This window comes from Bacteroides sp. BFG-606, assembly GCF_024788145.1.
GTDB lineage: Bacteria > Bacteroidota > Bacteroidia > Bacteroidales > Bacteroidaceae > Bacteroides > Bacteroides vicugnae.
Map to the genome: position 1 here is coordinate 3,534,706 of NZ_JANUIL010000001.1, position 23,328 is coordinate 3,558,033.

Below are 23,328 nucleotides of genomic sequence, written 5' to 3' on the forward strand. Positions count from 1 at the left end.
GGCAGTACCATTGTTCTTTTCTTCTTTATTCTGAGCGGGTACGGCATATCATTGTCGTGGAAAGATAAAATAAGTGAAAAAGGGGGCGGTAAAAAATTCCTGTCCCGTCCTTGTTCGGGGTATTTGCTCAAAGTTGCCAATAAAATGTTTAACGAACTATAGGAATGAAGACAATTTCAGTCATAGTCCCAGTTTACAATACGGAAGCTTACTTGGACCGTTGCATCAAGAGCTTGTTCTGCCAGTCGTATGCCGACTTGGAAATCATCCTAGTGGATGATGGCTCTAAAGATGGCAGTTTGCGGATTTGCCGGAAATGGGAACAACGTGACAGTCGTATACAGGTTATATCCCAACCCAATCTTGGTGTGTCTTCGGCTAGAAATGAAGGGATAAGAAAATCAACAGGCGATCTTATCATGCTGCTTGATAGTGATGATTGGCTGGCTGCTGATGCATGCGAAAAACTATTGGCACTAATAAAAGGGAAAAATGCCGACTGCATAGTTTGTGGGCTCAAACAGACAAGTGGCAATATATGGGCTCCTGCATTTGACAAAGACTATTCAGATTTGGCTTCATTCAAGTGTGACTTTATTTATTGGATAAACACGGAACTATTAAGTTCATCGGTGAATAAGATATATAAGCGTGGACTTATAACAGAGTTATACCCTGAAAATATGTCTTTCGGTGAAGATTTGGTCTTTGTATTGAATTATCTGAAACATTGCAATCGAATATCATTTACTCAAGAACCACTTTACCAACATGAAGTGTATAATTCAGTTTCATTGACACATTCTTTTTCCCCTGCACGTTTCTCCAATTTGGAGGATATTCAAAAGGCCATTTTAGATTTTGCAGACGATAAGAATAAAATCAACCCACGAATTTACGATAAATATGTGAAGGATGCGTTGCATTTGACAAGAATGTGGTATAAAAACAAGAATGTTCCCTATATAAGAAAAAAGGAAATTATAGGTGAATGGCTGAAACAGTCTTATATAAGAAAGCTGAAAATTTCCGATTATCAATTACATTGGAAAGACCGCATGTTGCTTCATAGCCTACACATGAGTTGCTTTATCGGAATAAATTGGATTGTCAATGGGAAAGAATATATCAATTCCCTTTCTAAAGAATGATATGCAAATGAAATACACGGCTGTGATACGAACATTAGGCAAGGGCGGAAAAAATTATCAAAGATTGCTTGATTCCTTACTTGAACAGACCATCAGACCGACAAGCATTCTCGTGTATATCGCTGAGGGTTATCCTTTGCCTAAAGAAACGGTCGGTATAGAGCAATGTGTATACGTAAAAAAAGGTATGGTTGCACAAAGGGCTTTAGCGTATGATGAGGTATCAACTGAATATTGTCTGTTTCTTGATGATGATGTTTATTTACCACACCACGCAGTGGAAACCTTTTATAATGAATTAGTTGGACAGGATGCACAAGTGATTTCTCCATGTGTATTTGCCAATCATGAAGTAGCCATAAAGGATAAGATACGTTCAAGCATATTGGGCAGAGAAGTCTGTCGTCTATGGAGTCGGAAGTGGGGCTACAAAGTTTTAAGAACCGCAGGTTTTTCCTATAATAATCATCCTGTAAAACCGGTGTATGAATCACAATCTAATGCCGGACCCTGTTTTTTTTGCCGGAAAGAAGATTTCCTGAAAATTCATTATGAGGAAGAATTGTGGTTAGATAAAACTTACTATGCTTTTCCTGACGATCAAGTCATGTATTACAAAATGTATAAAACCGGTCTAAAAATACTGACCTCTTTTGATTCCGGTGTCATACATTTAGATGCAAGTTCGACCGTAGAAAAATCCAAAGAGAAAACAGAGAAACTGATCTATTCCGAATACCGAAACAAACTAATATTTTGGCACCGGTTTATTTTCCTGCCGGAAAAGAACTTATTATTAAAATTTTGGTCGGTGATTGCCATTTTTTACGTTTACGGCATTCAGGGCATGAAATATGGCGTGAAATGTTTGTTCGGTAATAAGGATATGTCAGTGGCTTATATAAATGGAGTGGTGGACGGATTTTCATTTTTAAGAAGTGAGGGATATAAGAAACTTCCCAAAATCAAATCGTGTCAATGAAAAAGAATATCATGTTTATGATGCCTGCCTTGCCGGGAGGAGGAGCGGAAAAAGTTCTTATTGATATTTTAAAGAACTTTGATTACGCATCTTATGAGGTGACATTGTTCTTGGAATATAAGGAAGGTGTTTATTTGAATGATGTTCCTGAAGAAGTGAGAATATTGGCTTTACATTCGCAAAATACAATATGGTTTGAGCGATTTCACCGTGTTTTAAGAATTTTTCATAGCTATGTCCTCTTTCATACGCTTGTATATAAATATATGTTTATGAAACTTCTGAAAGGAGAACAATTCGATACGATTGTTTCGTTCATGGAGGGAGCTGCGGTAAAGTTTCATTCTTATATCATACACAAAGCGAATAACAATCTTTCTTGGGTGCATATCGACTTAAAACAGAAACATTGGTCTTTAGATTTCTTCCGAAACGAAAAGGATGAATTTAGAGTCTATAGAAAGATGGATAAAATCGTTTTTGTATCGGAAGATGTAAAAAGGATGTTCTTGGAACTATATGCAATAGAAAATGATAAATGTAAGGTTATCTATAATCTGATTGACAAGAATGTTATCCAACGATTGGCTGTATCGAACAATGCCATAAAAAGGAAATTCACAATTTGTATGGTCGGACGGCTTAATAGACAAAAAAGATATGATAGGGCATTAAAGGCAGCCAAGTGGTTGAAGAGTGATGGCTATGATTTTGATTTATGGATTATCGGTGAAGGAAGCCTTGAAAAGCCCTTGAAAGCAATGAGCCATGGATACGGAATGGATGACCGCGTACACTTCTTAGGTTTCCGGAAACCTTCCTATCCTTATATGAAAGAAGCAGATATATATCTAAACACATCGGAAGCGGAAGGTTATCCTTTGGTTGTTTGTGAGGCCTTATGTTTAGGGCTGGCAATCGTAGCTACAGATATCAGTGGGGCGAGTGAAATATTAGCCGGTTCGGAATACGGATTGTTAGTTTCAGAAAAAGATGAGGACATCTACAAAGGTGTAAAACGATTGATGGATGATGCCTCCTTGCGTGAGAAATACCGTGCGAAAGCCTTACAACGGGCAGAAATGTTTGATGTACCTACCACTATGGCACAAATTTATAAGATACTGTAATGAGTAATAAGGAAATCATAAGTTTAGCCATAGACAGATTAAAATTCCCTTTAATCTGTGGTGTGGTCTTCATCCACAATCAGTTAAAGGGTGATATTTCTATCTCGGGACAATCGCTCTCTATACCGGATGCGTCGTGGTACGAGGCCGTCATCAATTTGTTCTCCTACGTTATTCCATGTATAGCCGTTCCAATTTTTTTCATTGTCTCCGGATATCTATTCTTTAAAGAAGGAACTTTTAATGAAAAGCTATATCTCACAAAGATAAAGAAACGATTTTGGTCTTTGTTAATTCCGTATGTTTTATGGAATACTTTATGCCTTCTTATTTTTATATTCGTAAGAATTCCGGCCTTACATGGTTTGTTCCCTAATGTTTCTTTGGAAGAGGTTACCCTGCCCAAAGTTTTATCGGGATATTGGGCGTGCGAGGGAAACGGTTTTCCTTTTGATTTCCCTTTATGGTATGTTCGTGAACTCATTCTTATGGTTATAATTTCTCCGCTTCTATATGTTGTAGTAAAGAAAATGAAAGTTTGTTTTTTCATTCCCATAGTCATCTGTATGTTCTTCTCATTATGCCCGAAGGAATTTGGATTTACATTAAACGCTTGTTTTTTCTTTTCATTGGGATTATATACGAGGTTGTTTTCTCATGTGATAGAATATGTAGAACGGTTGAATTTTATCAAGTATTTGTATTTTCTGCTGATCGCAGCCGATTTATATACAGTGACATTGGGTTTGCCAGTTAATTATTATATACATTTGTTCGTTATTTTCTCTGGAATTTTGACTGTATTCAATTATGTGTTTATCTCGGTTAAAAAAGGAAAAAACGGATGTCTGTTTAAAGAAGAGGTCTTTTTCATTTACGCATCTCACGGATTATTCATTGCTTTCCTTCAAAAGGCTGTTCTGAAAATCATGCGTCCTATAACCGAAGTTGAATTTCTTGCCATATATTTTCTCGTACCGATTCTTACGATTGCCATTTCAATCGGGATGTATAGGTGCATGAAACGTGTAACACCGAAAGTTTTGTCCATATTGGTTGGAGGAAGATAAGATTGTCTATGAAAGTTTCAATAGTCATACCTATATACAACGTTTCCGCTTATATTGAAAACTGTTTGGAATCGGTACGGAAGCAAATCTATCAGGATTTGGAAGTGATTCTTGTCGATGATTGTGGCACGGACAACAGTATGGAAATCGTACAGGAATATTTGGAATACCACAACTTTGTTGAAGTAAAAATAATACACCACACGCATAACCGGGGCTTGTCAGCTGCCCGCAACACTGGTTTGGAGGCTGCAACGGGAGATTATATATATTTCTTAGACAGCGATGATGCGCTTATGGAAGACTGCATTTTCATATTGGTCGCCCCCGTGGAAGCACAGCCTTATGATTTTGTCATCGGCAACTATGAAGTTAAAGGAAGTAACAAGGAATATCCGGCCTTAACCCTGCCTTCGGGAGCACTCCGTAGCAACAAGGAGATTCTACACTCATACGCTGAAGGACGATGGTATATGATGGCATGGAACAAATTGTGCAACCGGAAATTCCTGCTGGACAACAAGTTATTTTTTGAAGAAGGGCTGTTGCATGAGGATGTGATATGGAGTTTCAAACTGGCTTGTAAAGCCTGCTCCATGTATGTAATCCAAGAGCCGACCTACCGATATACCATACGTGCGGCCTCTATCATGACCGGAACGGATATAGAGCGAGATGTCAACCAATACATAAAGGTATTTAAGGTGTTAACCCGGTTTGTCATAAACGAAGGCAGGCAACAAGCGCAGGATGAATACACACTTTTAGAGGGGCGGAAAAGCGCCTTGTTATTCTCCTTGTTGCAAAGAAACGAATATGGGTTATACAACCGTTATTACCCGTACCTGCACGAAATGTCGCCCATCTCCCCTTGGATTGCATTTAAAAACAAGACGATAGGGGTAAAATACCTGTTGCGCGATTTGCATTACCTGTTGCCAGTGCTATGGGGAAGACAATACAAGCGATTATTCTACAACCTGTATTACAAATGGAGAGGCAAGCCGATAGAAGGTGCACTCTGGTAAACCATGAGCTATAAGATTTCCATCATTATCCCGGTCTATAGGGTGGAGAACTATATATCACGCTGTTGCAGGTCGCTGTTCGGGATGCGGTTTCAAGATGTGGAATACCTGTTCGTGGACGATGCGACTCCTGACGGGAGTATTGCCGTTATCGAAAGCGTCTTGAACGAATATCCTCATAGGAAGGCGCAAGTGAGATTACTTACACACCAAAAGAACATGGGGGTTGCCTGCGCCCGTAATACCGGACTCGAAGCGGCTACCGGCGAATACATCGCATTTGTCGATGCGGACGACTGGATAGAGAAAGACATGTTTGAAAAGCTATACCAAAAAGCCGAAGCCGGACATCTTGATATTACGGGTTGCGACTGGTATCTGGAGTTTGAAGCATCCAGACGCTATATGCGGCAACCCGTCTATGAAAAGGCTTCGGACTGCCTGATTGCCCTGCTGACCGGAGAAATGCGCTGGTTCTTATGGGCTTTCCTTGTACGCCGCGACCTCTATGTAAAAAACAATATCCGTTTCCTTGACGGAGCCAATATCGGCGAGGACATGTCCGTACTTATCCGGTGTTTCAGCTTTGCCCGGTCATACCGCCATGTCCCGGAAGCCCTTTACCACTATGTAAGATCCAACACGGCTTCGATGACCGCCCTCGATTCCAAAAGGCAGATAGAGATGGTGAAACGGAACGTGGATGTCACGACCGGCTTTATCCATAGCAGGTATCAGAACAGCTTGGAACGGGAACTGGACTTTCTGAAACTGAACGTGAAGTTCCCCCTGCTGATTTCGGACAATACCGCCAATTACGAAGTGTGGAACGCCTGTTTTCCCGAAGCCAACCGTTCCATCTGGAAAAACGCCAAACAACCGTTCCGAAACAAACTGCTGCAATGGTCTGCCTTGCACCGCCATTATTGGATAGTAAGAGGCTACTATCGCCTGCTGTTCAAATTCGTGTACGGAATACTATATAGATGATGACTGATTTGTTGAAAGCCGTTTTAACCGGTATTGTGTTCAGTTGCTATTATTTCCCGTTTGAGTTTGTCTCCCTGCCGGGAATCAATACAAAGATGATGTTGGCTGTAATTGGTGCGGCATTGTTTGTCATGCAATGGCTTAAAGAGGATACTCTTCGACTCAACAGAACATTTTTGGTGGTTTCTGTGTGGGCGGCCTTATTTTCCTTGTCATCTTTTCTGTCCGTTGTAATCAACAACACAACGGATTACACGTATGTGTCTTTTATAGTCGGGCTGTGGGTTTGGATTGCCGGCGCCTATTCGGTAATGTTTTTGATAAGAAATGTACATGGTTCCATTTCGATTCAATGGGTTTTCCGGTATATGGCGTATGTCTGTGCCATACAATCCATTTTAGCCATTTTGATAGACAATATGCCATTACTTCAGGAGTGGGTTGACGGCTTGATATTGCAGAATGTTGAATATTTGCATCGCGTTGACCGGTTGTATGGTATAGGTGCCAGCTTTGATACAGCCGGAATCCGGTTTTCATGTGCGATGTTAGGCTTAGGATATTTAATCGTACATGAAATTTCAAATAAACGGAAAATATGGTATTGGAGTCTTTTTCTCATTATCGGTATCGTGGGTAATATAGTGTCGCGTACAACGACGGTCGGTTTGGTTATTTCCATTGTATATATGGCTTTGTCGAACTTTTCACTAAATGGCCAGATAACCCGTTCGCGGGTAAAATTTATCGGATGTGGCATTGTTCTTACCGGATTGTTAGTGGGAGGCGGCTACTATCTGTACAACTATTCGCCAGTGTTCGGAAATTATCTGCGATACGGTTTTGAAGGTTTCTTCAACTGGTTTGAGAATGGTGAATGGACGACTAATTCCACGGACAGATTACAACGGATGGTTGTATTTCCTGACAATTTAAAGACATGGCTTATCGGAGACGGATGGTTCTTAAATCCTGATGATTCCAATGGATTCTATAAATATGTAGATATAGGTTATTTGAATTTCATTTTTTATTGCGGCACTATTGGAGTGGCTATCTTTATATCTCTGTTTGTCCACAGTACTTACCTCCTTTGCCAAAAAGGTAGGGAGGATACCTTTTTCTTTTTGTTGCTGCTTTTGTTGCAATTGATAGTTTGGATAAAGATCTCTACCAATATATTTCTCGTGTATGCCATGCTTCTGTTACTTGACAGCTACGAGTCCTCAGAAGATAGTGTCAGACCGACTGAAAAAACGCCTTATGGTACCTAAAATTATTCATTATTGCTGGCTAAGCGACGACCCATTTCCGGAAAAGATACAAATGTGTATAGAATCATGGAAAAAGGTAATGCCTGACTATGAATTGAAGTTGTGGAATACACAAACTTTTGATATAGAGAACAGTGTCCCATACGTAAGAGAGGCATTTGCCAATCGTAAATGGGCATTTGTCGCGGATTATATTCGCCTATATGCACTTTATACGGAAGGTGGTATCTATTTGGATTCCGATGTGAAAGTGCTGAAACGTTTCGATGATTTTCTGCATCACAATTTTTTCACAAGTATGGAATACCATCCGTTCATGGTTGAACGGGATAACTCCTTAGCGGATATTGATATTGACGGATACCGAATTGCTGATAATTATATATCCGGCATTGAATTGCAGGCAGCCATAATGGGAGCGGAAAAAGGATGCCCGTTTATCAAAGAGATATTGGATTGGTATCAAGACAAGCACTTCATTCGACCGGATGGTAGTATGGGGCTGGATGTGATAGCCCCACAGATATATGCCCGCATCGCAGAAAATTATGGTTTCAGATATAAGGATATTGATCAACCATTGACCGATGGTCTGATGATTTACCGCTCTGAGATCTTTGCCGGGAACAGGCGTGAGGTCACGCCTGCATCATACGCCATTCATTATTGTGAAAACAGTTGGAATGAACGGGCTCTATTGGATAAAATCCGACACTATTGGAGATTTCTCCTATATCTATTTAAATCAAAAATAAGTAGCTAAGTTTATGATTTACGTTAACGGAAGGTTCTTATTGCAGAACTTGACAGGGGTTAACCGTTTTGCATACGAACTTTGCAGGGCATGGGCGCAAATGGGGATACCTTTCACATTGTGCTGTCCACCCGGTCCCATCAAGGGATGTTACGACGTTTCCCATTTTAACATTGTAGTGTATGGTTGGGGCAAATCTCATGTCTGGGAACAGCTGTCGCTACCTTTATGGTTCAGCAGGATTAAGGGAGAGAAAGTGTTAGTCTGTTTTACAGGCTTAGGACCTTTGCTGGTACGGAAGAAAATTATGACGATCCACGATTTGGCATTTATGGCCAATCCGGATTGGTATTCCCGTCCATATAGAACATGGTATCGAATGATGACTCCCCTTTGTGCCTCCACATCCATGAAGATATTGACTGTAAGCGAGTTTTCCAAATCAGAAATCATGCGCAGGCTTTCAATGGATGATGAAAAAATTCGTGTCATTTACAATGCTGTTTCTTCCCGGTTCCATGCTTCAGAGAGCAGCCGTAGGAATGCAGGGGAAGTTACCGGAGAGAAATACATATTGGCAGTATCTTCCATTGACCCTCGAAAGAACTTCTCCATGCTATTGAAAGCATTTTCTCTAATAGAAGATAAAAATATCAAATTATATATAGTTGGAGGACAGGCTCATATTTATTCTACCTCCATTAAGGAATTATGTGATAATATCCCTACCGACAGAATCAAATGGTTAGGACGGATAACAGACAGTGAATTGAAAGAATATTATATGAACGCATGTTGCTTTATCTATCCGTCTCTTTATGAAGGATTTGGTATCCCTCCATTGGAAGCCATGGCGTGCGGCACTCCGACCATTGTGTCGGATATTCCTCCTTTACGGGAAGTTTGCAGTAATGCCTCTTTATATATCTGCCCATTGGATACGGAAGATATTGCAAGAAAAATAATGTTATTGGTCTCAGATATAGAATTGCGAGAAAGACTTCGTATAGCAGGCTATAATCAGTATAAGCGATTCACATGGAAGAATAGTGCAAATGCCGTCTATGATCTTTTGTGCAGTTTATAGGTCAAAAAGTAGGAAAAAACAGCAGCCGTTTTGTAGGTTGTACAAAATAAAGAGTAATGATTTTTTTCTTGATAATTATCGTTCTATTATATATTCTTTCTTTTCGTTCCTTTAATGAGAGAGTCAGTCCTTTCAATAAAGAGCATGTTTCTATATTGAAAGGGGTAATGGCAATGTCTATAGTCGCTTTCCATTTGTCTTATCAAACTGATGACTGGTTATTCATGTTCAGTTCTTGGGGAGCTCCTGTCGTTTCCATATTCTATTTTATATCAGGATATGGACTGGCGTTCAATTATAGAGCCAGAGGAAATGAATATCTGTCACATTTCTTTAAACATAGAATTTTGGGGAACCTTATTCTTCCCTTCCTGCTGGTATGGATTGTCAATAGAATCGTAAGCGGAAACATTTCAATGAGTTTATTGGATGAACTCATTGAATTATTGATGCACGGAGAGACCACATTGCCCTATTCATGGTATGTTTTCAGTATTCTTCTTTTTTACATTCTCTTTTATATGATAGCTGCCAAGCGGAATGTTGTAATCATTTCATTCCTTTGTGTCTTTACATATATAGTTCTTACCGTTTCATTGAGTTATGAACGCTGTTGGTATATCAGTGCGTTAGCATTCCCATTAGGAATATTTTATTGTAAATATGAAAAAAGAATATGCGCATTATGGAATGTACCGGTAAGATATTATGTGACGGTCCCTTTATGTTTGCTATTGACGGCGGTATGCGTAATTAGTAAAAATGAATTCTGCTATTTGTTCGCCTATATGCTTATACCAATCATTATTGTGTGTCTTTGTGCCAAAATACAAATCTATAATAGAAATATGCAATGGATAAGCAATGTCTCGTATGAAATTTATTTATGTCAAGGTATCAGTATGACATTGCTTAGGGGAAATTATCTGTTTATCAAATCTGATTTATTGTATATCATTGCAACTTTCGTGCTGACTTTCTTTATGGCTTATAGCATAAAAAAGATTGTGCATTATTTATTAATAGGCATTAATATGGAAGGTCAAAAGACATGATATTACAGGAGTCTTAAAAGATGGAAATTTTGAAAATCCTCCAACTCGGTAAATTCTACCCGGTGCGCGGCGGTGTGGAGAAAGTGATGTACGACCTGATGACGGGCCTTTCGGAGCGTGGCGTGGACTGCGACATGCTGTGCGCCCTGTCGCAGGGCGGCTCGCGTACCATAGCCATCAACGCCCACGCCTGTCTCATTGGCTGCCGCACCTGGATGAAGGTGGCCGCCACGATGATCTCGCCCGCCATGATTTTCTCCCTGAGGAAAAGGTGCGGGGAGTATGACATCATCCACGTACACCATCCCGACCCGATGGCGTGCCTGGCATTGTTCCTTTCCGGCTACAGGGGCAAGGTGGTGCTGCATTGGCACGCCGACATAGAGAAGCAGAAAATGTTGCTGGAATTATACCGTCCCCTGCAGGAATGGCTGCTGGGACGCGCGGACCTGATTGTGGGGACAACCCCTGTCTATACGGCGGAATCCCCCTGCCTTGCCCGTGTGCAGCATAAGACAGTATGCCTGCCCATCGGCGTTGCCCCTGTCGTTTCCGAGCCGGAAAAGGCGGACGCGCTGAGGAGGAGGTATCCCGGCAGGAAGATCGTCTTCTCCCTGGGACGTCTGGTGGCATACAAGGGCTACCGGTACCTGATAGAGTCGGCCCGCTACCTGACTGACGACTATGTGGTGCTGATAGGCGGCTCCGGCCCGCTGATGTGCGATCTCCAGGCGGAAATCGAGACCTGGGGCGTGGAGGACAGGGTGAAGCTGTTAGGCAGGATTCCCGACGGGGATCTGCCGGCCTATTACGGGGCCTGCGATGTCTTCTGCCTGAGCAGCGTGCAGAGGACGGAGGCTTTCGGCATTGTGCAGATAGAGGCCATGTCGTGCGGCAAGCCCGTGGTGGCCACCCGCATCCCCCATTCGGGCACCTCGTGGGTGAACGGGCACGGGATGTCGGGGCTGAACGTGGCGCCGGAGGATGCGAAAGCACTGGCGGAGGCCGTCATGGAGATAGCCGGTGACGGGCAGGTATACGGGAGGTTCGCTGCGGGTGCGGGGGAGCGTTACCGGGAGCTGTTCACCAAGGAGAGAATGATTGATAACGTAATAGATATTTATACCAAACTATGAATGAGACAAAAGTTATGTCAAGGGCGGCGGAAGCCGCATTTGACGGCAGTGCCTGCCGCCGGGGCGTCGTGTCCCCGGCCGCCCGCAGGGTAAAGAGGGGCCTGGACCTCGTGGCGAGCGTCATCGGGATGCTCGTCTTCTCGCCGGTGTTCCTGATCATCTACATCGCCGTAAAGTGCGAGGACGGCGGGAAAGCCATCTTCAGGCAGGAACGTGTGGGCTATCACGGGGAGATTTTCACGCTCTACAAGTTCCGTTCCATGGTCACCACGTCGGAGTCGGACGGCAGGCCGGCATTGTGCAGCGGGAAGGGCGACAAACGTCTGACCCGTGTGGGGCGTTTCCTGCGCGAGCACCATCTGGACGAGCTCCCGCAGCTGTGGAACGTGCTCAAGGGCGAGATGAGCTTTGTCGGTCCGCGCCCGGAGCGCAAGTTCTTCGTGGACAAGATCAGGGCCGTCAACCCCGACTACGAGCTGCTGTACCAGCTGCGCCCCGGCCTTTTCTCGGCCGCCACGCTCTATAACGGCTACACGGACACGATGGAGAAAATGCTGGAGAGGCTGCGGATGGACCTGGACTACCTCTACAACCGCTCGCTGTGGCTTGACACGAAAATCATCTTCCTGACGGTGTTCTCCATCCTGACGGGAAAGAAATTCTGAAACGAAATGGAAAACAAGGACAAGCTTATACCGAAATCCGGCCTGAAACTCCGCAGGATAGGCAACCGCCACATGATTGTGGAAGTCTCCGACAGTTGCGTGAACCTGACGAACGTGTACAGCCTGAACGGGACCGCCGCCCGGCTCTGGGAGATGGTCTGCAACGGGGAAGGCCGTACAGCGGGGGAACTGGCGGAGGGACTCTGCAAGACGTATGATGTGGAATACGGGCGCGCCCTGCGCGATGTGGAACGCCAGATAGAGGAATGGGAGAAGATGGGGCTGCTGTCCCGGCGGGGCACCGGCGATTGAATGCTTACACTGAAAGGACAAAGGCATCTTGTGATCCCTTACCGGAGTGCCTGCTTTAGAAAACGGATTCCATGGAGCTTTCTTCGGAACATAAGGCGTTGTTCAGCCTGCTGCGTGCGGGGCTGTGGGAGAGGGAGCCGGACGACCTGTCACCCTTCCCGCTTACGGACGCGCAGTGGTGGGACGTGTACCGGATGGCGGTGCGCCAGACCGTGACGGGCATTGTCTGCCGCGGCCTGCACCACCTGCCGGAAGCGCTGCTGCCCGGCGACGCCCTGATGATACGCTGGGTGGCGGAGACCGACCGCATCGAGCGGAAGAACAGGAGGATGGACGCGGTGGTATGCCTGCTGACGCAACGGATGGGCCGTAACGGCCTGCATCCCGTACTGCTGAAAGGCCAGGGCGTGGCCGCCTTCTATGAACATCCGCTGACGCGCGAATGCGGGGACATCGACCTCTGTTTCCTTTCGGAAGAGGAGGAACGGGAAGCCGCGGAGCTGATGCGCCGGGCCGGGTGCCGGACGGAGAAACAGCCGGACGGAAGCAACTGTTACAGCTGGCAGGGAGTGGAGGTGGAACACCATACCCGGCTGTTCGACCTTCATAACCCGTTGCTGAAAGGCTACCTTTCCGCACTGGTCAGGGAACACGGGTTCACGGAGTTCCGTCCGGGCGGAAGGGACGGGCTGCCGGAGGGCAACCAGCCCGGGGAGTTCCCGGCGACAATCTCCGTGCCGTCCCCCCCTGCCGAACCTGCTGTTGCTGAACGCCCACCTCCTGAAACACCTGCTGGGGCACGGTGTCGGCCTTCGGCAGTTCTGCGACATGGCGCGGGCCTACCACACCCTGCACGGAAGCTACTCCCCCGGGGAACTGGAAGCCGTTCACAGGCGGACCGGCCTGCTCAGGTGGAGCGCGCAGCTCCATACATTCCTGACGGAATACCTCGGGCTGCATCGCGCCGAACTTCCTTATGCGGATACGGATGCATACTCCTCTCCCGAACTGCTGCGCATCGTGCTGGAGGGAGGGAACTTCGGACAGTACGGCGGCACCAAGGGCAAGGCTTCCCAGGCAAGGTGGGAAAGGAAACTGCGTACCTTCCTCTCCTTCTGGAAACACCGCGGCTTCTCCAACACCTACGCCCGCAAGGAGGCGTTCTGGATTTCGGTAAGACTGATAATAGGAAACCTCAGATGAGAAACGAATATTTTTTCAGGGTGGCGGGGCTGACGTTCTCCGTCATCCTTCCCGGTGGGCTGGACGCGGAGACGCTGCTGCCCTCCTTCCGTCCGTTCCGGTGCGGGGAATGCCCGGAAGGGGAACGGATTTTCCGGCTGCTTGCCGACACCCGTCCCTTTGCGGATGACGGGAAACGCGCGGAGCTGCTGGACGAGTCGTCCAACGACATGGGGCATGTATGCCTTCTGCGCATTCCCGGCGGTTACCGGACGGAGATAAGTTACGGTCCTATGGATGGTGGCGCACATCTCATGACTGTGGACACCGCTTTTGACGATGCCACGGCCTTCCTCCGGGTGGAGGACCCGTCCGTGGGGGAGGTACTGTCGTCCATGCTCCGCATCCTCTACGCCCAGGCGGCACTCGGGCGGGACGCCGTTTCCGTCCATGCCTCCTGCGCCAGCCTGAAAGGCAGGGGCTACCTTTTCCTCGGCAAGAGCGGCACGGGCAAGAGCACGCACTCCCGGCAATGGCTGGAGGCCTTTCCGGACTGCCGCCTGCTGAATGACGACAATCCCGTGCTGCGGATAGAGGACGGCATGGTGGCGGTCTACGGCACGCCGTGGAGCGGGAAGACACCCTGCTACAGGAACGAGCGCAGTCCCGTGGCCGGAATCGTCCGCCTGCAACAGTCCGGCACGAACCGGTTCACCCCGCTTGAGGGGCCGGAAGCTTTCGCCGCATTGCTGCCCTCCTGCTCCGCCATCCGTCAGGACATCCGCCTGCATGACGAACTTTGCCGTATCCTGATAGGGATAACCGAACAGGTGCCCGTCGGACGGTTGGAATGCCTGCCCGACCGGGAGGCCGCACGGCTCTGTTTCGAGAGCCTGTACGTGCGGGATGCGAAAACCCGGGAAGTACGGGACGGCCTGCCGGAGAACGGCGGACTATGAACGATGATTGATAAACCCTAAATAAAGCAAAGAAAGCAATGAAAAGAAAAGACTGTTTTTGGATTGTGGCGGTGGCAGTGCTCCTGCTCTCCTCCTGCAGTTCGTCGAAGAAATTCGTCTACCTGCAGGACATGGAGATGGGGCTCGGCTATCCGTATGACACCAGGTATGAGGCGGTGGTGCATGCCAACGACCGCCTGGACATCACCGTGAGCAGCAAGAACCCCGAGCTGTCCATCCCGTTCAACGCGGGCGGCGGGGCCTTCTCGGTGGGTGCCAACGGCGCGGTGACGGAGTCCGCTGCCGTGAAGAAAGGCTACCGTGTGGACGTGGACGGGAACATTAGTTTCCCCATCCTGGGCAAGCTGCATGTGGAGGGGCTGAAGGTGAGCGAGGTGACCGCCCTGATACGCAACCGCATCATCGACGGGAAGTATATCAAGGACCCGCTGGTGTCGCTGGAGTTCCTCAATTTCAAGTATTCCGTCCTGGGCGCGGTGGGCAACACCGGCACCTTCTCGGTGGAGGGCGACCGCATCACCCTGCTGGAGGCCATCGCCAAGGCGGGCGACGTCACCCAAAGGGGCCGGGTGAACCGTGTGGCGGTCATCCGTGAGGAGGACGGGCAGCGGGTGATGTACCAGCACGACCTGCGCAGCAAGGACCTGTTCGAGTCGCCCTGCTTCTACCTGCAACAGAACGACATCGTCTATGTCGAACCGAAATACCGCAAGCAGGACCGCGAGGACAAGGGCTGGAAGTACACCACCGGAATCCTCTCGTTCATCACGGCCGTCTGCTCCGTCATCTGGGCCATCAAGTAAACACATCTCTGAATTATGCAAAACAACAGTTTATCCAACAAGAACGAACAGGGCGTCAACTTAGTGGACCTGTCCGTCTATCTGCTGTCGAAGTGGAAGTGGTTCGTGCTGTCCGTGCTGCTTTTCGGGGGGATGGCGTGGTACCACTACGCCAAATCCCCGCTGGTGTTCTTCCGCTCCGTCACGGTCATCATCAAGGACCCGTCCAACAAGACCTCCACGGCGGGGCTCGACCGCTACGACAACTATATCAACAAGGTGAACGTGGCCAACGAGATTCTCCAGTTCCGTTCCAAACGGCTGATGCGCGAGGTGGTGCAGCGCCTGCACGCCGACGTGGACTACCGTGTGGAGAGCGGGCTGCGCATGAACGAGCTCTATACGCTGTCTCCGGTGAACGTCTCCTTCATCAACCTGCTGCCCGAACGGCACATCTCGTTCGTGGTGACGCCCAAGGACGATGCGACGGTGACGCTTTCCGGATTCGGGGGGCTGCCCGCCGCCGGGGAGAGCTATGAGGTGCGGCTGAACGACACGCTGGCCGTCGGCGGCGAGCGGATATTGGTGACGGGTACCGACCACTGGGGCAAGTCGTGGACGGGCCGCGAGATCCACGTCGTCAAGAACCCGCTGAACGCCGTGGCGGGACGCCTCCAGGGCAGCATGGGAATCCGGCAGGAGGAGGACGAGTCGTCCATCCTCGTGCTCTCGCTGAAGGACGGCTCGCCCCTGCGTGCCGAGGACGTGCTGAACACGCTGGTGAACGTGTATAACGAGGAAGCCGTCAACGACAAGAACCAGGTGGCGGTGAACACCTCCGAGTTCATCAACGAGCGCCTGCTCATCATCGAGCGGGAGCTTGGCGGCGTGGAGACCGAGCTGGAATCGTTCAAGCAGCACAACCAGGTGATGGACATCGGCTCGCTGGCCGGCCGCTACATGGGCGAGGCACAGGCCTACAGCGCCGACGCGCTGGAGCAGGAGACCCAGCTGAAACTGGCGCGGTTCATCAAGGAGTACCTCACCGACCCCACGAAAAGCCGTGACCTCATCCCCTCGGGGACGGGCATCAGCGACGCCGCCGTGGAGGGGCAGATAAACCAGTACAACGCCCTGAAGCTGAAGCGCGACAAGCTGATAGCCGACAGCAGCGAGAGCAACCCCGTGGTGGAGGAGCTTAACAACAGCATACACGCCCTGAGGCAGAGTATCATCCGTGCGGTGGACAACATGATTGTGGGGATCAACATGAAGCGCAACGACGCGCGCAGCCGCCAGGAGCAGGCACAGGCGCGGTTTACCACCGTGCCCACCAAGGAACGGCAGATGCTCTCTATCGAGCGGCAGCAGAAAATCAAGGAGGCGCTCTACATGTTCCTTCTCAACCGGCGGGAGGAGAACGCCCTCTCGCAGGCGATGGCCGACAACAACGCGCGCACCATCGACAGCGTGGACGGACCCGCGGGACCCATCTCACCCGTGCGCAACCGCATCCTGCTGCTCGGGGTGCTCGTCGGCCTGGCCGTCCCCGGCGTGGTGTTCCTCATGATCCTCTTCATGGACACCCGGGTACACAGCCGCAAGGACCTGAAGGGCGCGGTGAGCATTCCTTTCCTCGGCGAAGTGCCGCAGGACAAGGAGGCGGCGAAAGCGGGTGTTGCCGTCGGCGAGGAAGACGGCATGCTGGCCGAGAGTTTCCGCATCCTGCGCACCAACATGACATTCATGGTGAAAAAAGACAAACCGATGCAAGTCGTCACCTTCACTTCGTTTAATGAAGGTGCGGGAAAGACGTTCATTTCCCGCAACCTTGCCATGAGCCTCGTGCTCACCCGGAAACGTGTGGTGCTGGTGGACCTCGATATCCGCAAGGGCACCCTGAGCCGCCACTTCCATAAACACCCGGTGGGCGTGACCAACTATCTGGCCGACGACTCCATCCGCCTGGACGACATCATCCACACCGATGGGAAATTCGACAACCTTGACATCATCTCATCTGGTACGGTGGCACCCAACCCTGCGGAGCTGCTCATGGACGAACGGCTTGACACGATGGTGGAGGAACTGCGCCAACGCTACGACTACATCATCGTGGACAATGTCCCCGTGGGCATCGTGGCGGACGCCACTATCACCAACCGCATCAGCGACCTCACCATCTTCGTGGTGCGCGCCGGCCGCCTGGACCGCCGCCTGCTGCCCGACATGGAGGAGCTTTACCGCGATAACAAGCTCCGCAACATGGCAATTATCCTCAACGGGGTGGGCCCGCACCGCCGTGGCTACGGTTACGGATATGGATATGGATACGGGTATGGCTATGGTTACGGATACGGGAAACACGGGAGAAGGAAATGACCGATATACTTCAAGCATTTACGTTTAATCTTTTTAAATATAATTACATTATGACACAAGAAATCAGGTATCAGATTAACGGGTGGCCGGAAAAGACAATCCATGCCGGCACAGCCCCGTCAAGAGGTCCCGGGACAAGTCCGGAGGCGATGACGGAACCTCCCTTACAGATACGGGGGCGTATGCTGCCCTATACGGAAGCCGTATAAGGCAGCTTATCACTAAATAAGGATACATTAACTTTTTAAAACATTAAAGTATATGGACGAAAATGAAAACAAAGGCTTAAAAACTTACGAGTCTCCTTCCACGAAGAAAACTCAGGTGGAATTGGAAGGAAACCTGTGCGGCTCTACTAATCACACGGCTCAGTCGCCCGGTACAACAACTACGGCTCAGGAAGTCAACCAATCTTTTGGAACAGCGAATGACTTTACTAATGATTCTTGGGATAATAACTAATGAATAAGAACATAATCTGAATGAATATGAATAAGAGATTTTTGATTCCGGCTCTTGCTTGGTCTTTGCTGGCTTTAAGCTTTGCCGGTTGTACAGATGACAATATGTCGGGTAGCGATCCCCTGCCGGAAGGTACGGAATTCGATTTCGGCACCACGGTTGAGTCTAACCGGACGCGCACCTATTACGATCCCGCGGATGTGGCGAATCCGGACGCTACCTCCTGGAAGATTTTCTGGAACTATGAGTCTTCTTTGTATGACCACATCTACATCTATTCCCCCCAGGCGTTGGCAAGCGCCAATCAGGCTTCGTACACCGTCCAGGCCACGAAGGACATGGTAGAGCCGGCTCCGGTTGCCAAAGACGGCGATGTTGGCGTGCAGACAAATGGCGTTTCGAATTACGATTTCTATGCCATGTATCCGGCAAAGGCTGTAAAGTCGGGTAGCGGCAAGGACACATCGCTTTCTGCCACAATGCCCGACAGACAGACGGCTTCCACCACGGAAGTGATGACGGACGAAGCGGTTGGTGAGTTCCAGACTACCGCTGACATGGACTGCGCGCTGATGATCGCGAAGAAAACGGGTTATAATCCCGCTACCGAGAAGACCGTGAATCTGGAGTTCGAACCCTTCGCATCGATGGTTGACATCACCGTGAACGGCACCACCGGGAGCAATACACAGAGTAAGGTGCGCATCACCTCGGTCATCATCGAGGCAAACGCTCCTATTGCCGGTAGCTTTATGTATGATTACAAAAACGATAAATTTGTCTTCGATGCCGATGCCTCGAACAGCATAACAGTCGACACTAAGTTTGCCGATGCCAGTGGCGACAAGGTGGGTGTCATGATGGGCGATGGGAGCCTGCTCAAGGTGCGCGCCTTCATGATTCCGAATCCGGATGTCACGTCGCTTAAGGTAAAGGTCGTGACTGCAGAGTCAAAGACCATGACCAAGAATTTGAATATGAACAGCTTCAAGCCGAAGCAGATTCATTTCGTGAAACTTCCGAAGATTAACGTTAAAGATTTGAAGTTCGATTACACGATTTGGCTGTCGCAGCTCGATCCGAACATCTACCTTTCCGAGATTTCGTTGCCGGGTTCCGCGCTGTCGTTCAACTATCTGATGTCGGACACATACAAGAAGACCCAGACAATGGAATTGAAAGACCAGTTCAATGCCGGTGTGCGTGTGTTCCAGTGCCATGTCAATACCATCGATCAGACCTCTTCGATAGATGGCGGATCCACGTCGGTGGGTATCGCTGATTCTGATGGTAATAGCGTATTGAAATCTGACAACAGTGGTTCCTGGACCCTCGGCGACGTACTGATAGCACTGCAAAAGGAGATGTCCGGAACCCACAAGGATGAGTTCTGCGTGCTCGCCATCTCCGACTGGATTAGCGGCATAACTACGGCACAGTTGTCCACTTTGTACAGCCGCCTGAAAGTCGTGCTTGACAAAGCCGGAGAGATGGGACTGATTGCAACCGGTATCAATCCCAACACCACCATCGGTGACGTCAAGGGGAAAGTGATTATCAAGGTGCAGCTTAACGGTGAATACACCGATGCGTGGAACCAACTGTCCAAAGCCAATGTATGGATGAATACCTATGAGCAAGCTGCTGAAACCGCCCCGTATTATTCGCCCATGCCTTATGGCGCTCAACCTGATAAGAATGCCGGTGGCATATCGGCTTGGGCTCTGGACGGCAGTGGCATGAATCTCATCTACTCTGATTGTGCCAATCCGATAGAACGAACTGGTATAATTCTCTATTCTTATAATTGGCGAGACGGCGTTCAAGCAAACGCGACAGCCGTTCTTACCGCATACGCGCAGAATTACGAATCAACCGAACATCGTAACTTCTCGATGACCTATTTGGGAGGTTGCGGCGGTGGTAATAATAGAAGCTCTTACACTACTTCAACAGTCGCTTCTACCCTTAACGCACTTTGGCTTAACATCAACAAACCGACACTGAAGCCATGGGGTTGGGTAATGTTCAACTGCGTAGGCACTGAGGCGACTACCACTCAAGGCATCCAGGCCGTGATTGAGCACAACGCGGATCCGGAGTTCAAGCTCGCCCGCCGTTCCGCTGCCAAGGCAAAGCCTTCGGGTGACACGAAGGGTATTGCCAACGGTGGTACTGTATTCTGATTCCTTTTTACCTGCAAGGCTACACGGGCCGTGCAGCCTTGCAAACTAATTCTATAGAAAAGAAAATAGATGAAAAAGATATCAATTGCAAACGCAATAACCGTGCTGGCCGCATCGGCATTCCTGATAGCTTGTAATGCCTACGACCAAGATTTATCACCGGGAGGCAACACCATAATCGAGGCTGTTTGCCCAGCTCCTACACTTGAAGAGCCAGCGACACGTACGGCTGTCGATCCCACAGCGTATACATCCGGAGAGATTGGCATCAACTGGCTGCCAGCCGACCGGATCGGCGTGTACAGCGCCACGACTGCCAATGCCTGCTTCACCAACCAAAGTGAGCAGGAGACCGACAAGACCTCCTTCGCAGGTAATCTCCAGAACGGTGAGACTCCCCTGTATGCCTACTATCCCTATACGGAGACGGCGGGCACCACTCCCACGGCTTTCAAGGGCATGCTGCCGCTGACCCAGCACTATTCCACCGCCACCCGCGAACTGGAAGGCGACTGGAAGGTGGGCACCCCCCAAGGCAGCTCCGCCTCAAGATTCACTTTCGAGCACATCTTCGCCTTCTTGAAGTTCGACATCAACGCCGGTGGCACCGACGTGGCGGGTGAAAGGCTGCTGAGCGTGTCGCTCACCGTCCCCGGCAAGCAGCTCGGCGGCGGCTTCACTTGTGACCTTTCCACCCGTGCCGTCACCTTCACGCCGGCCACCGATGCCTCCACCGTGACAATGGAATGGACGGATACGCCGGAACTGTCCGCCTCCACCTTCCACGGCTACATGAACGTGGCTCCCGTCACGGGCATTGCGGGGACGGAAATCAGCATTCAGATCAAGACCAACCTGCACATCATCACCTTCACCGAGACGATGAAAGCCGATGCGTTCAAGTCCAATACCTATTACACGGTACCTCTCACCCTGTCGCGCTTCAAAGACAAGTGGACGATGGAGGAGAATCCCGATGCCAAGGAGGAGAACGCCGCTTGGGTGACCGGCCTGCAGAGCCGTCTGGCATGCGCCAACACCGTTTTTGCCATTGCGGGGCAACCCTTCATGCACAAAATCCGCGTGCCGCAAAGCACCTCGCAGCAATATCATGCGGTTGTGCCCGTAAAGGATGGCGTCAAGCGTGTCTACAACCTGCCGGAGGGACTGACCTGGAACGCCGGCCGCTGCCTTGTGGAAGGTAAGGCTCCCACCGCCGGCGACTATGTCTATTCGGTGGAATTCACCGTAGGGGGCACTACCTATAAAGAAGGCATCAAGTTCCACGTGGCCGCCCGGGCCGCCGATCTCCAGTCGCCCACCCCCATGATGGGCTGGCAGACCTGGAATGTCTTTAAAGACAAGATTGGCTACGACATCCTCGCGAGCCAGCTTGTAGGAATGAAGGAAAAAGGCCTTATTGACGCCGGTTACAGATACTTCGGCGTAGATGACTGCTGGCAGGTGAAAAGTGAGAACGACAACGGCCACCAGATTCCCGATGAAAGCAAGTTTCCCACGACGAATGGCGTAAACGGCATGGCGCGCATGGCGAACCTGATTCACGACTACGGTCTGAAAGCCGGTATCTATACCGATTGCGGAACCAAGACCTGCGAGAAGTACTTCGCATCGTACGGCTACGAGGAACTCCATGCACAGGACTATAAGGACTGGGGCTATGACTTCGTGAAAGAAGACTGGTATTATGACCTTGACATGGCTCCTACCGGTGCAACTTCATCGAGCTTTGTTGATGGATATGACGGCCTGGGCAGTTACTGGAACACGTCCGGTAAGGCGCAGGAACTCTACACCAAGATGGGCAAGGCGCTCAAAGACCGCGGTCTGATGCTGTACATGTGCGAATGGGGTATCCACGACCCATGGAAGTGGGGTGCCGAGACCGGTGCGACCTGCTGGCGCATGACTTATGATCACCGCGACGGCTGGTGGGGCAAAATCAGCAGCGGCCTATTTGGTAAAAAAGAATGACGGCGATGAGAATGCTAACGGCGTGGGTGTGCACAACACCATCGTACTGATGCGCCACCTTTGGCCGTATGTCGGAATCAACCGTTACAACGATGCCGACATGATTTGCGTCGGTATCCGCGGTAGCGGCCAGTCGTCGAGCGACTGCGTTTACAATCAGGCGGGTGGACTCACTTCAACCGAAGCCGAGACCTCGTTTGCCATGTGGTGCATGTGGAGTTCTCCTATCCTTCTGGGCTTCGACATGACCAAGGATATGAGTTCGGCCGACTTGGCGCACGACCTCGCGCTTGTCAAGAACGAAGAGCTTATCGCCATCAACCAAGATGCCCTGGGACAGGGTGCTGAGTATATCAAGAGTGCCAATGGCATCGATTACTATCAGAAGGACCTTGCCAATGGCGATGTAGCGATTGCCGTTGTCAACCTCAGCGATAACTCTGCGACTTATACCATTTCTATGACCGACTACGATGCTCTTGACCCAAGCACATCCTATTCGGTAAGAGACCTTATCGGACAGAAAGACGCAGGAACCCTTTCTGCTTCGTCATCATTGACCGGCTCACTTGCGGCACACGGCACCTTTGTCGTAAGGCTGAAAAAGTAGTAAGCCTGTCTCTTGCTTTCAAGCAAAAAACTTTCTTATTCTTGGCATCAATACTTTTCAGAGGCTATCAGTGCCAAGAGTAATATAAAGAAACAAATCATTAACAGTTGATTGA

The 23,328-nt window shown here is 49.2% G+C and carries 23 protein-coding genes and 1 pseudogene; 23 read left to right on the forward strand and 1 reads right to left on the reverse strand.

The genetic code is table 11. The annotated features are described in order from the left end of the window. Positions 1 to 164: 164 nt before the first annotated feature. From NXV01_RS13070 to NXV01_RS13165, 20 genes and pseudogenes are all read left to right on the forward strand, one after another. Complete coding sequence (locus NXV01_RS13070; RefSeq protein ID WP_149921997.1) at positions 165 to 1,151, forward strand: glycosyltransferase family 2 protein; 987 nt, start codon at positions 165 to 167, stop codon at positions 1,149 to 1,151. Then, positions 1,114 to 2,133 (forward strand): glycosyltransferase family 2 protein, encoded by a 1,020-nt coding sequence (locus tag NXV01_RS13075; RefSeq protein WP_015532648.1) that lies wholly within the window; start codon positions 1,114 to 1,116, stop codon positions 2,131 to 2,133. The genes NXV01_RS13070 and NXV01_RS13075 overlap by 38 nt, the downstream gene beginning before the upstream one ends. Then, positions 2,130 to 3,263, forward strand: a complete 1,134-nt coding sequence (locus tag NXV01_RS13080) for a glycosyltransferase (protein ID WP_015532647.1) — start codon at positions 2,130 to 2,132, stop codon at positions 3,261 to 3,263. The genes NXV01_RS13075 and NXV01_RS13080 overlap by 4 nt, the downstream gene beginning before the upstream one ends. Beyond that, complete coding sequence (locus NXV01_RS13085; protein WP_015532646.1) at positions 3,263 to 4,333, forward strand: acyltransferase; 1,071 nt, start codon at positions 3,263 to 3,265, stop codon at positions 4,331 to 4,333. Before NXV01_RS13080 ends, NXV01_RS13085 begins: the two co-directional genes overlap by 1 nt. 8 nt (positions 4,334 to 4,341) lie before the next feature. Next, the gene (locus NXV01_RS13090; protein ID WP_151879352.1) at positions 4,342 to 5,361 is read left to right on the forward strand and encodes a glycosyltransferase family 2 protein; all 1,020 of its coding nucleotides are present in this window, start codon (positions 4,342 to 4,344) and stop codon (positions 5,359 to 5,361) included. 3 nt (positions 5,362 to 5,364) lie between these two features. Then, on the forward strand, positions 5,365 to 6,351 hold the full coding sequence (locus NXV01_RS13095; RefSeq protein WP_149921996.1) for a glycosyltransferase: 987 nt from the start codon (positions 5,365 to 5,367) through the stop codon (positions 6,349 to 6,351). Continuing rightward, positions 6,348 to 7,625 (forward strand): hypothetical protein, encoded by a 1,278-nt coding sequence (locus NXV01_RS13100; RefSeq protein WP_015532643.1) that lies wholly within the window; start codon positions 6,348 to 6,350, stop codon positions 7,623 to 7,625. The genes NXV01_RS13095 and NXV01_RS13100 overlap by 4 nt, the downstream gene beginning before the upstream one ends. Then, positions 7,615 to 8,388 (forward strand): glycosyltransferase family 32 protein, encoded by a 774-nt coding sequence (locus tag NXV01_RS13105; RefSeq protein WP_015532642.1) that lies wholly within the window; start codon positions 7,615 to 7,617, stop codon positions 8,386 to 8,388. The genes NXV01_RS13100 and NXV01_RS13105 overlap by 11 nt, the downstream gene beginning before the upstream one ends. Before the next feature lie 4 nt (positions 8,389 to 8,392). Continuing rightward, positions 8,393 to 9,466, forward strand: a complete 1,074-nt coding sequence (locus NXV01_RS13110) for a glycosyltransferase family 1 protein (protein ID WP_015532641.1) — start codon at positions 8,393 to 8,395, stop codon at positions 9,464 to 9,466. A 167-nt stretch (positions 9,467 to 9,633) separates the two neighbouring features. Continuing rightward, a complete protein-coding gene (locus NXV01_RS13115) occupies positions 9,634 to 10,521 on the forward strand; it encodes an acyltransferase family protein (RefSeq protein ID WP_192912723.1) in 888 nt (295 codons plus the stop codon). A gap of 20 nt (positions 10,522 to 10,541) precedes the next feature. Continuing rightward, positions 10,542 to 11,657, forward strand: a complete 1,116-nt coding sequence (locus NXV01_RS13120; protein ID WP_015532639.1) for a glycosyltransferase — start codon at positions 10,542 to 10,544, stop codon at positions 11,655 to 11,657. Then, complete coding sequence (locus NXV01_RS13125) at positions 11,654 to 12,322, forward strand: sugar transferase (RefSeq protein ID WP_151879351.1); 669 nt, start codon at positions 11,654 to 11,656, stop codon at positions 12,320 to 12,322. The genes NXV01_RS13120 and NXV01_RS13125 overlap by 4 nt, the downstream gene beginning before the upstream one ends. Positions 12,323 to 12,328: 6 nt before the next feature. Further along, entirely contained in the window at positions 12,329 to 12,634 is a 306-nt protein-coding gene (locus NXV01_RS13130) for a PqqD family protein (RefSeq protein WP_149921994.1), read from the forward strand. A gap of 194 nt (positions 12,635 to 12,828) precedes the next feature. After that, positions 12,829 to 13,224, forward strand: a pseudogene (locus NXV01_RS13135) (nucleotidyltransferase family protein); the annotation flags it as partial. A gap of 172 nt (positions 13,225 to 13,396) precedes the next feature. Then, positions 13,397 to 13,837: a nucleotidyltransferase family protein gene (locus NXV01_RS13140; protein ID WP_259023477.1), complete on the forward strand. Its 441-nt coding sequence runs from the start codon at positions 13,397 to 13,399 to the stop codon at positions 13,835 to 13,837. Continuing rightward, positions 13,834 to 14,775, forward strand: a complete 942-nt coding sequence (locus NXV01_RS13145; protein ID WP_151879349.1) for a phosphoenolpyruvate carboxykinase — start codon at positions 13,834 to 13,836, stop codon at positions 14,773 to 14,775. The genes NXV01_RS13140 and NXV01_RS13145 overlap by 4 nt, the downstream gene beginning before the upstream one ends. 38 nt (positions 14,776 to 14,813) lie before the next feature. Next, entirely contained in the window at positions 14,814 to 15,599 is a 786-nt protein-coding gene (locus NXV01_RS13150) for a polysaccharide biosynthesis/export family protein (RefSeq protein WP_055235379.1), read from the forward strand. A gap of 15 nt (positions 15,600 to 15,614) precedes the next feature. Continuing rightward, complete coding sequence (locus tag NXV01_RS13155) at positions 15,615 to 17,960, forward strand: polysaccharide biosynthesis tyrosine autokinase (RefSeq protein WP_015532634.1); 2,346 nt, start codon at positions 15,615 to 15,617, stop codon at positions 17,958 to 17,960. Positions 17,961 to 18,010: 50 nt separating this feature from the next. Next, positions 18,011 to 18,169, forward strand: a complete 159-nt coding sequence (locus tag NXV01_RS13160; protein ID WP_225011880.1) for a hypothetical protein — start codon at positions 18,011 to 18,013, stop codon at positions 18,167 to 18,169. Between the two features lie 52 nt (positions 18,170 to 18,221). Further along, the gene (locus tag NXV01_RS13165; RefSeq protein ID WP_015532633.1) at positions 18,222 to 18,422 is read left to right on the forward strand and encodes a hypothetical protein; all 201 of its coding nucleotides are present in this window, start codon (positions 18,222 to 18,224) and stop codon (positions 18,420 to 18,422) included. 412 nt (positions 18,423 to 18,834) lie between these two features. Here the strand turns inward: NXV01_RS13165 and NXV01_RS13170 are convergent, their stop codons facing one another. After that, positions 18,835 to 18,981, reverse strand: coding sequence for a hypothetical protein (locus NXV01_RS13170; protein ID WP_225011879.1), 147 nt, complete (start codon positions 18,979 to 18,981; stop codon positions 18,835 to 18,837). Positions 18,982 to 19,381: 400 nt separating this feature from the next. On the opposite strand from NXV01_RS13170, the gene NXV01_RS13175 reads away from it, so the two are divergent. From NXV01_RS13175 to NXV01_RS13185, 3 genes are all read left to right on the forward strand, one after another. Continuing rightward, entirely contained in the window at positions 19,382 to 20,608 is a 1,227-nt protein-coding gene (locus tag NXV01_RS13175) for a hypothetical protein (protein ID WP_226789556.1), read from the forward strand. Between the two features lie 69 nt (positions 20,609 to 20,677). Further along, positions 20,678 to 22,603: a fimbrillin family protein gene (locus NXV01_RS13180; protein WP_259022604.1), complete on the forward strand. Its 1,926-nt coding sequence runs from the start codon at positions 20,678 to 20,680 to the stop codon at positions 22,601 to 22,603. Further along, positions 22,542 to 23,213: a hypothetical protein gene (locus NXV01_RS13185; protein WP_259022605.1), complete on the forward strand. Its 672-nt coding sequence runs from the start codon at positions 22,542 to 22,544 to the stop codon at positions 23,211 to 23,213. The genes NXV01_RS13180 and NXV01_RS13185 overlap by 62 nt, the downstream gene beginning before the upstream one ends. The last annotated feature ends 115 nt before the right edge of the window (positions 23,214 to 23,328 follow it).

Bases quoted from the DNA above. Each gene is read 5' to 3' on its own strand.
- NXV01_RS13070 (WP_149921997.1), top strand. From the start codon at position 165: ATGAAGACAATTTCAGTCATAGTCCCAGTTTACAATACGGAAGCTTAC.
- NXV01_RS13075 (WP_015532648.1), top strand. From the start codon at position 1,114: ATGGGAAAGAATATATCAATTCCCTTTCTAAAGAATGATATGCAAATG.
- NXV01_RS13080 (WP_015532647.1), top strand. From the start codon at position 2,130: ATGAAAAAGAATATCATGTTTATGATGCCTGCCTTGCCGGGAGGAGGA.
- NXV01_RS13085 (WP_015532646.1), top strand. From the start codon at position 3,263: ATGAGTAATAAGGAAATCATAAGTTTAGCCATAGACAGATTAAAATTC.
- NXV01_RS13090 (WP_151879352.1), top strand. From the start codon at position 4,342: ATGAAAGTTTCAATAGTCATACCTATATACAACGTTTCCGCTTATATT.
- NXV01_RS13095 (WP_149921996.1), top strand. From the start codon at position 5,365: ATGAGCTATAAGATTTCCATCATTATCCCGGTCTATAGGGTGGAGAAC.
- NXV01_RS13100 (WP_015532643.1), top strand. From the start codon at position 6,348: ATGATGACTGATTTGTTGAAAGCCGTTTTAACCGGTATTGTGTTCAGT.
- NXV01_RS13105 (WP_015532642.1), top strand. From the start codon at position 7,615: ATGGTACCTAAAATTATTCATTATTGCTGGCTAAGCGACGACCCATTT.
- NXV01_RS13110 (WP_015532641.1), top strand. From the start codon at position 8,393: ATGATTTACGTTAACGGAAGGTTCTTATTGCAGAACTTGACAGGGGTT.
- NXV01_RS13115 (WP_192912723.1), top strand. From the start codon at position 9,634: ATGGCAATGTCTATAGTCGCTTTCCATTTGTCTTATCAAACTGATGAC.
- NXV01_RS13120 (WP_015532639.1), top strand. From the start codon at position 10,542: ATGGAAATTTTGAAAATCCTCCAACTCGGTAAATTCTACCCGGTGCGC.
- NXV01_RS13125 (WP_151879351.1), top strand. From the start codon at position 11,654: ATGAATGAGACAAAAGTTATGTCAAGGGCGGCGGAAGCCGCATTTGAC.
- NXV01_RS13130 (WP_149921994.1), top strand. From the start codon at position 12,329: ATGGAAAACAAGGACAAGCTTATACCGAAATCCGGCCTGAAACTCCGC.
- NXV01_RS13145 (WP_151879349.1), top strand. From the start codon at position 13,834: ATGAGAAACGAATATTTTTTCAGGGTGGCGGGGCTGACGTTCTCCGTC.
- NXV01_RS13150 (WP_055235379.1), top strand. From the start codon at position 14,814: ATGAAAAGAAAAGACTGTTTTTGGATTGTGGCGGTGGCAGTGCTCCTG.
- NXV01_RS13155 (WP_015532634.1), top strand. From the start codon at position 15,615: ATGCAAAACAACAGTTTATCCAACAAGAACGAACAGGGCGTCAACTTA.
- NXV01_RS13160 (WP_225011880.1), top strand. From the start codon at position 18,011: ATGACACAAGAAATCAGGTATCAGATTAACGGGTGGCCGGAAAAGACA.
- NXV01_RS13165 (WP_015532633.1), top strand. From the start codon at position 18,222: ATGGACGAAAATGAAAACAAAGGCTTAAAAACTTACGAGTCTCCTTCC.
- NXV01_RS13170 (WP_225011879.1), bottom strand. From the start codon at position 18,981: ATGTCAGCGGTAGTCTGGAACTCACCAACCGCTTCGTCCGTCATCACT.
- NXV01_RS13175 (WP_226789556.1), top strand. From the start codon at position 19,382: ATGACCAAGAATTTGAATATGAACAGCTTCAAGCCGAAGCAGATTCAT.
- NXV01_RS13180 (WP_259022604.1), top strand. From the start codon at position 20,678: ATGAAAAAGATATCAATTGCAAACGCAATAACCGTGCTGGCCGCATCG.
- NXV01_RS13185 (WP_259022605.1), top strand. From the start codon at position 22,542: ATGATCACCGCGACGGCTGGTGGGGCAAAATCAGCAGCGGCCTATTTG.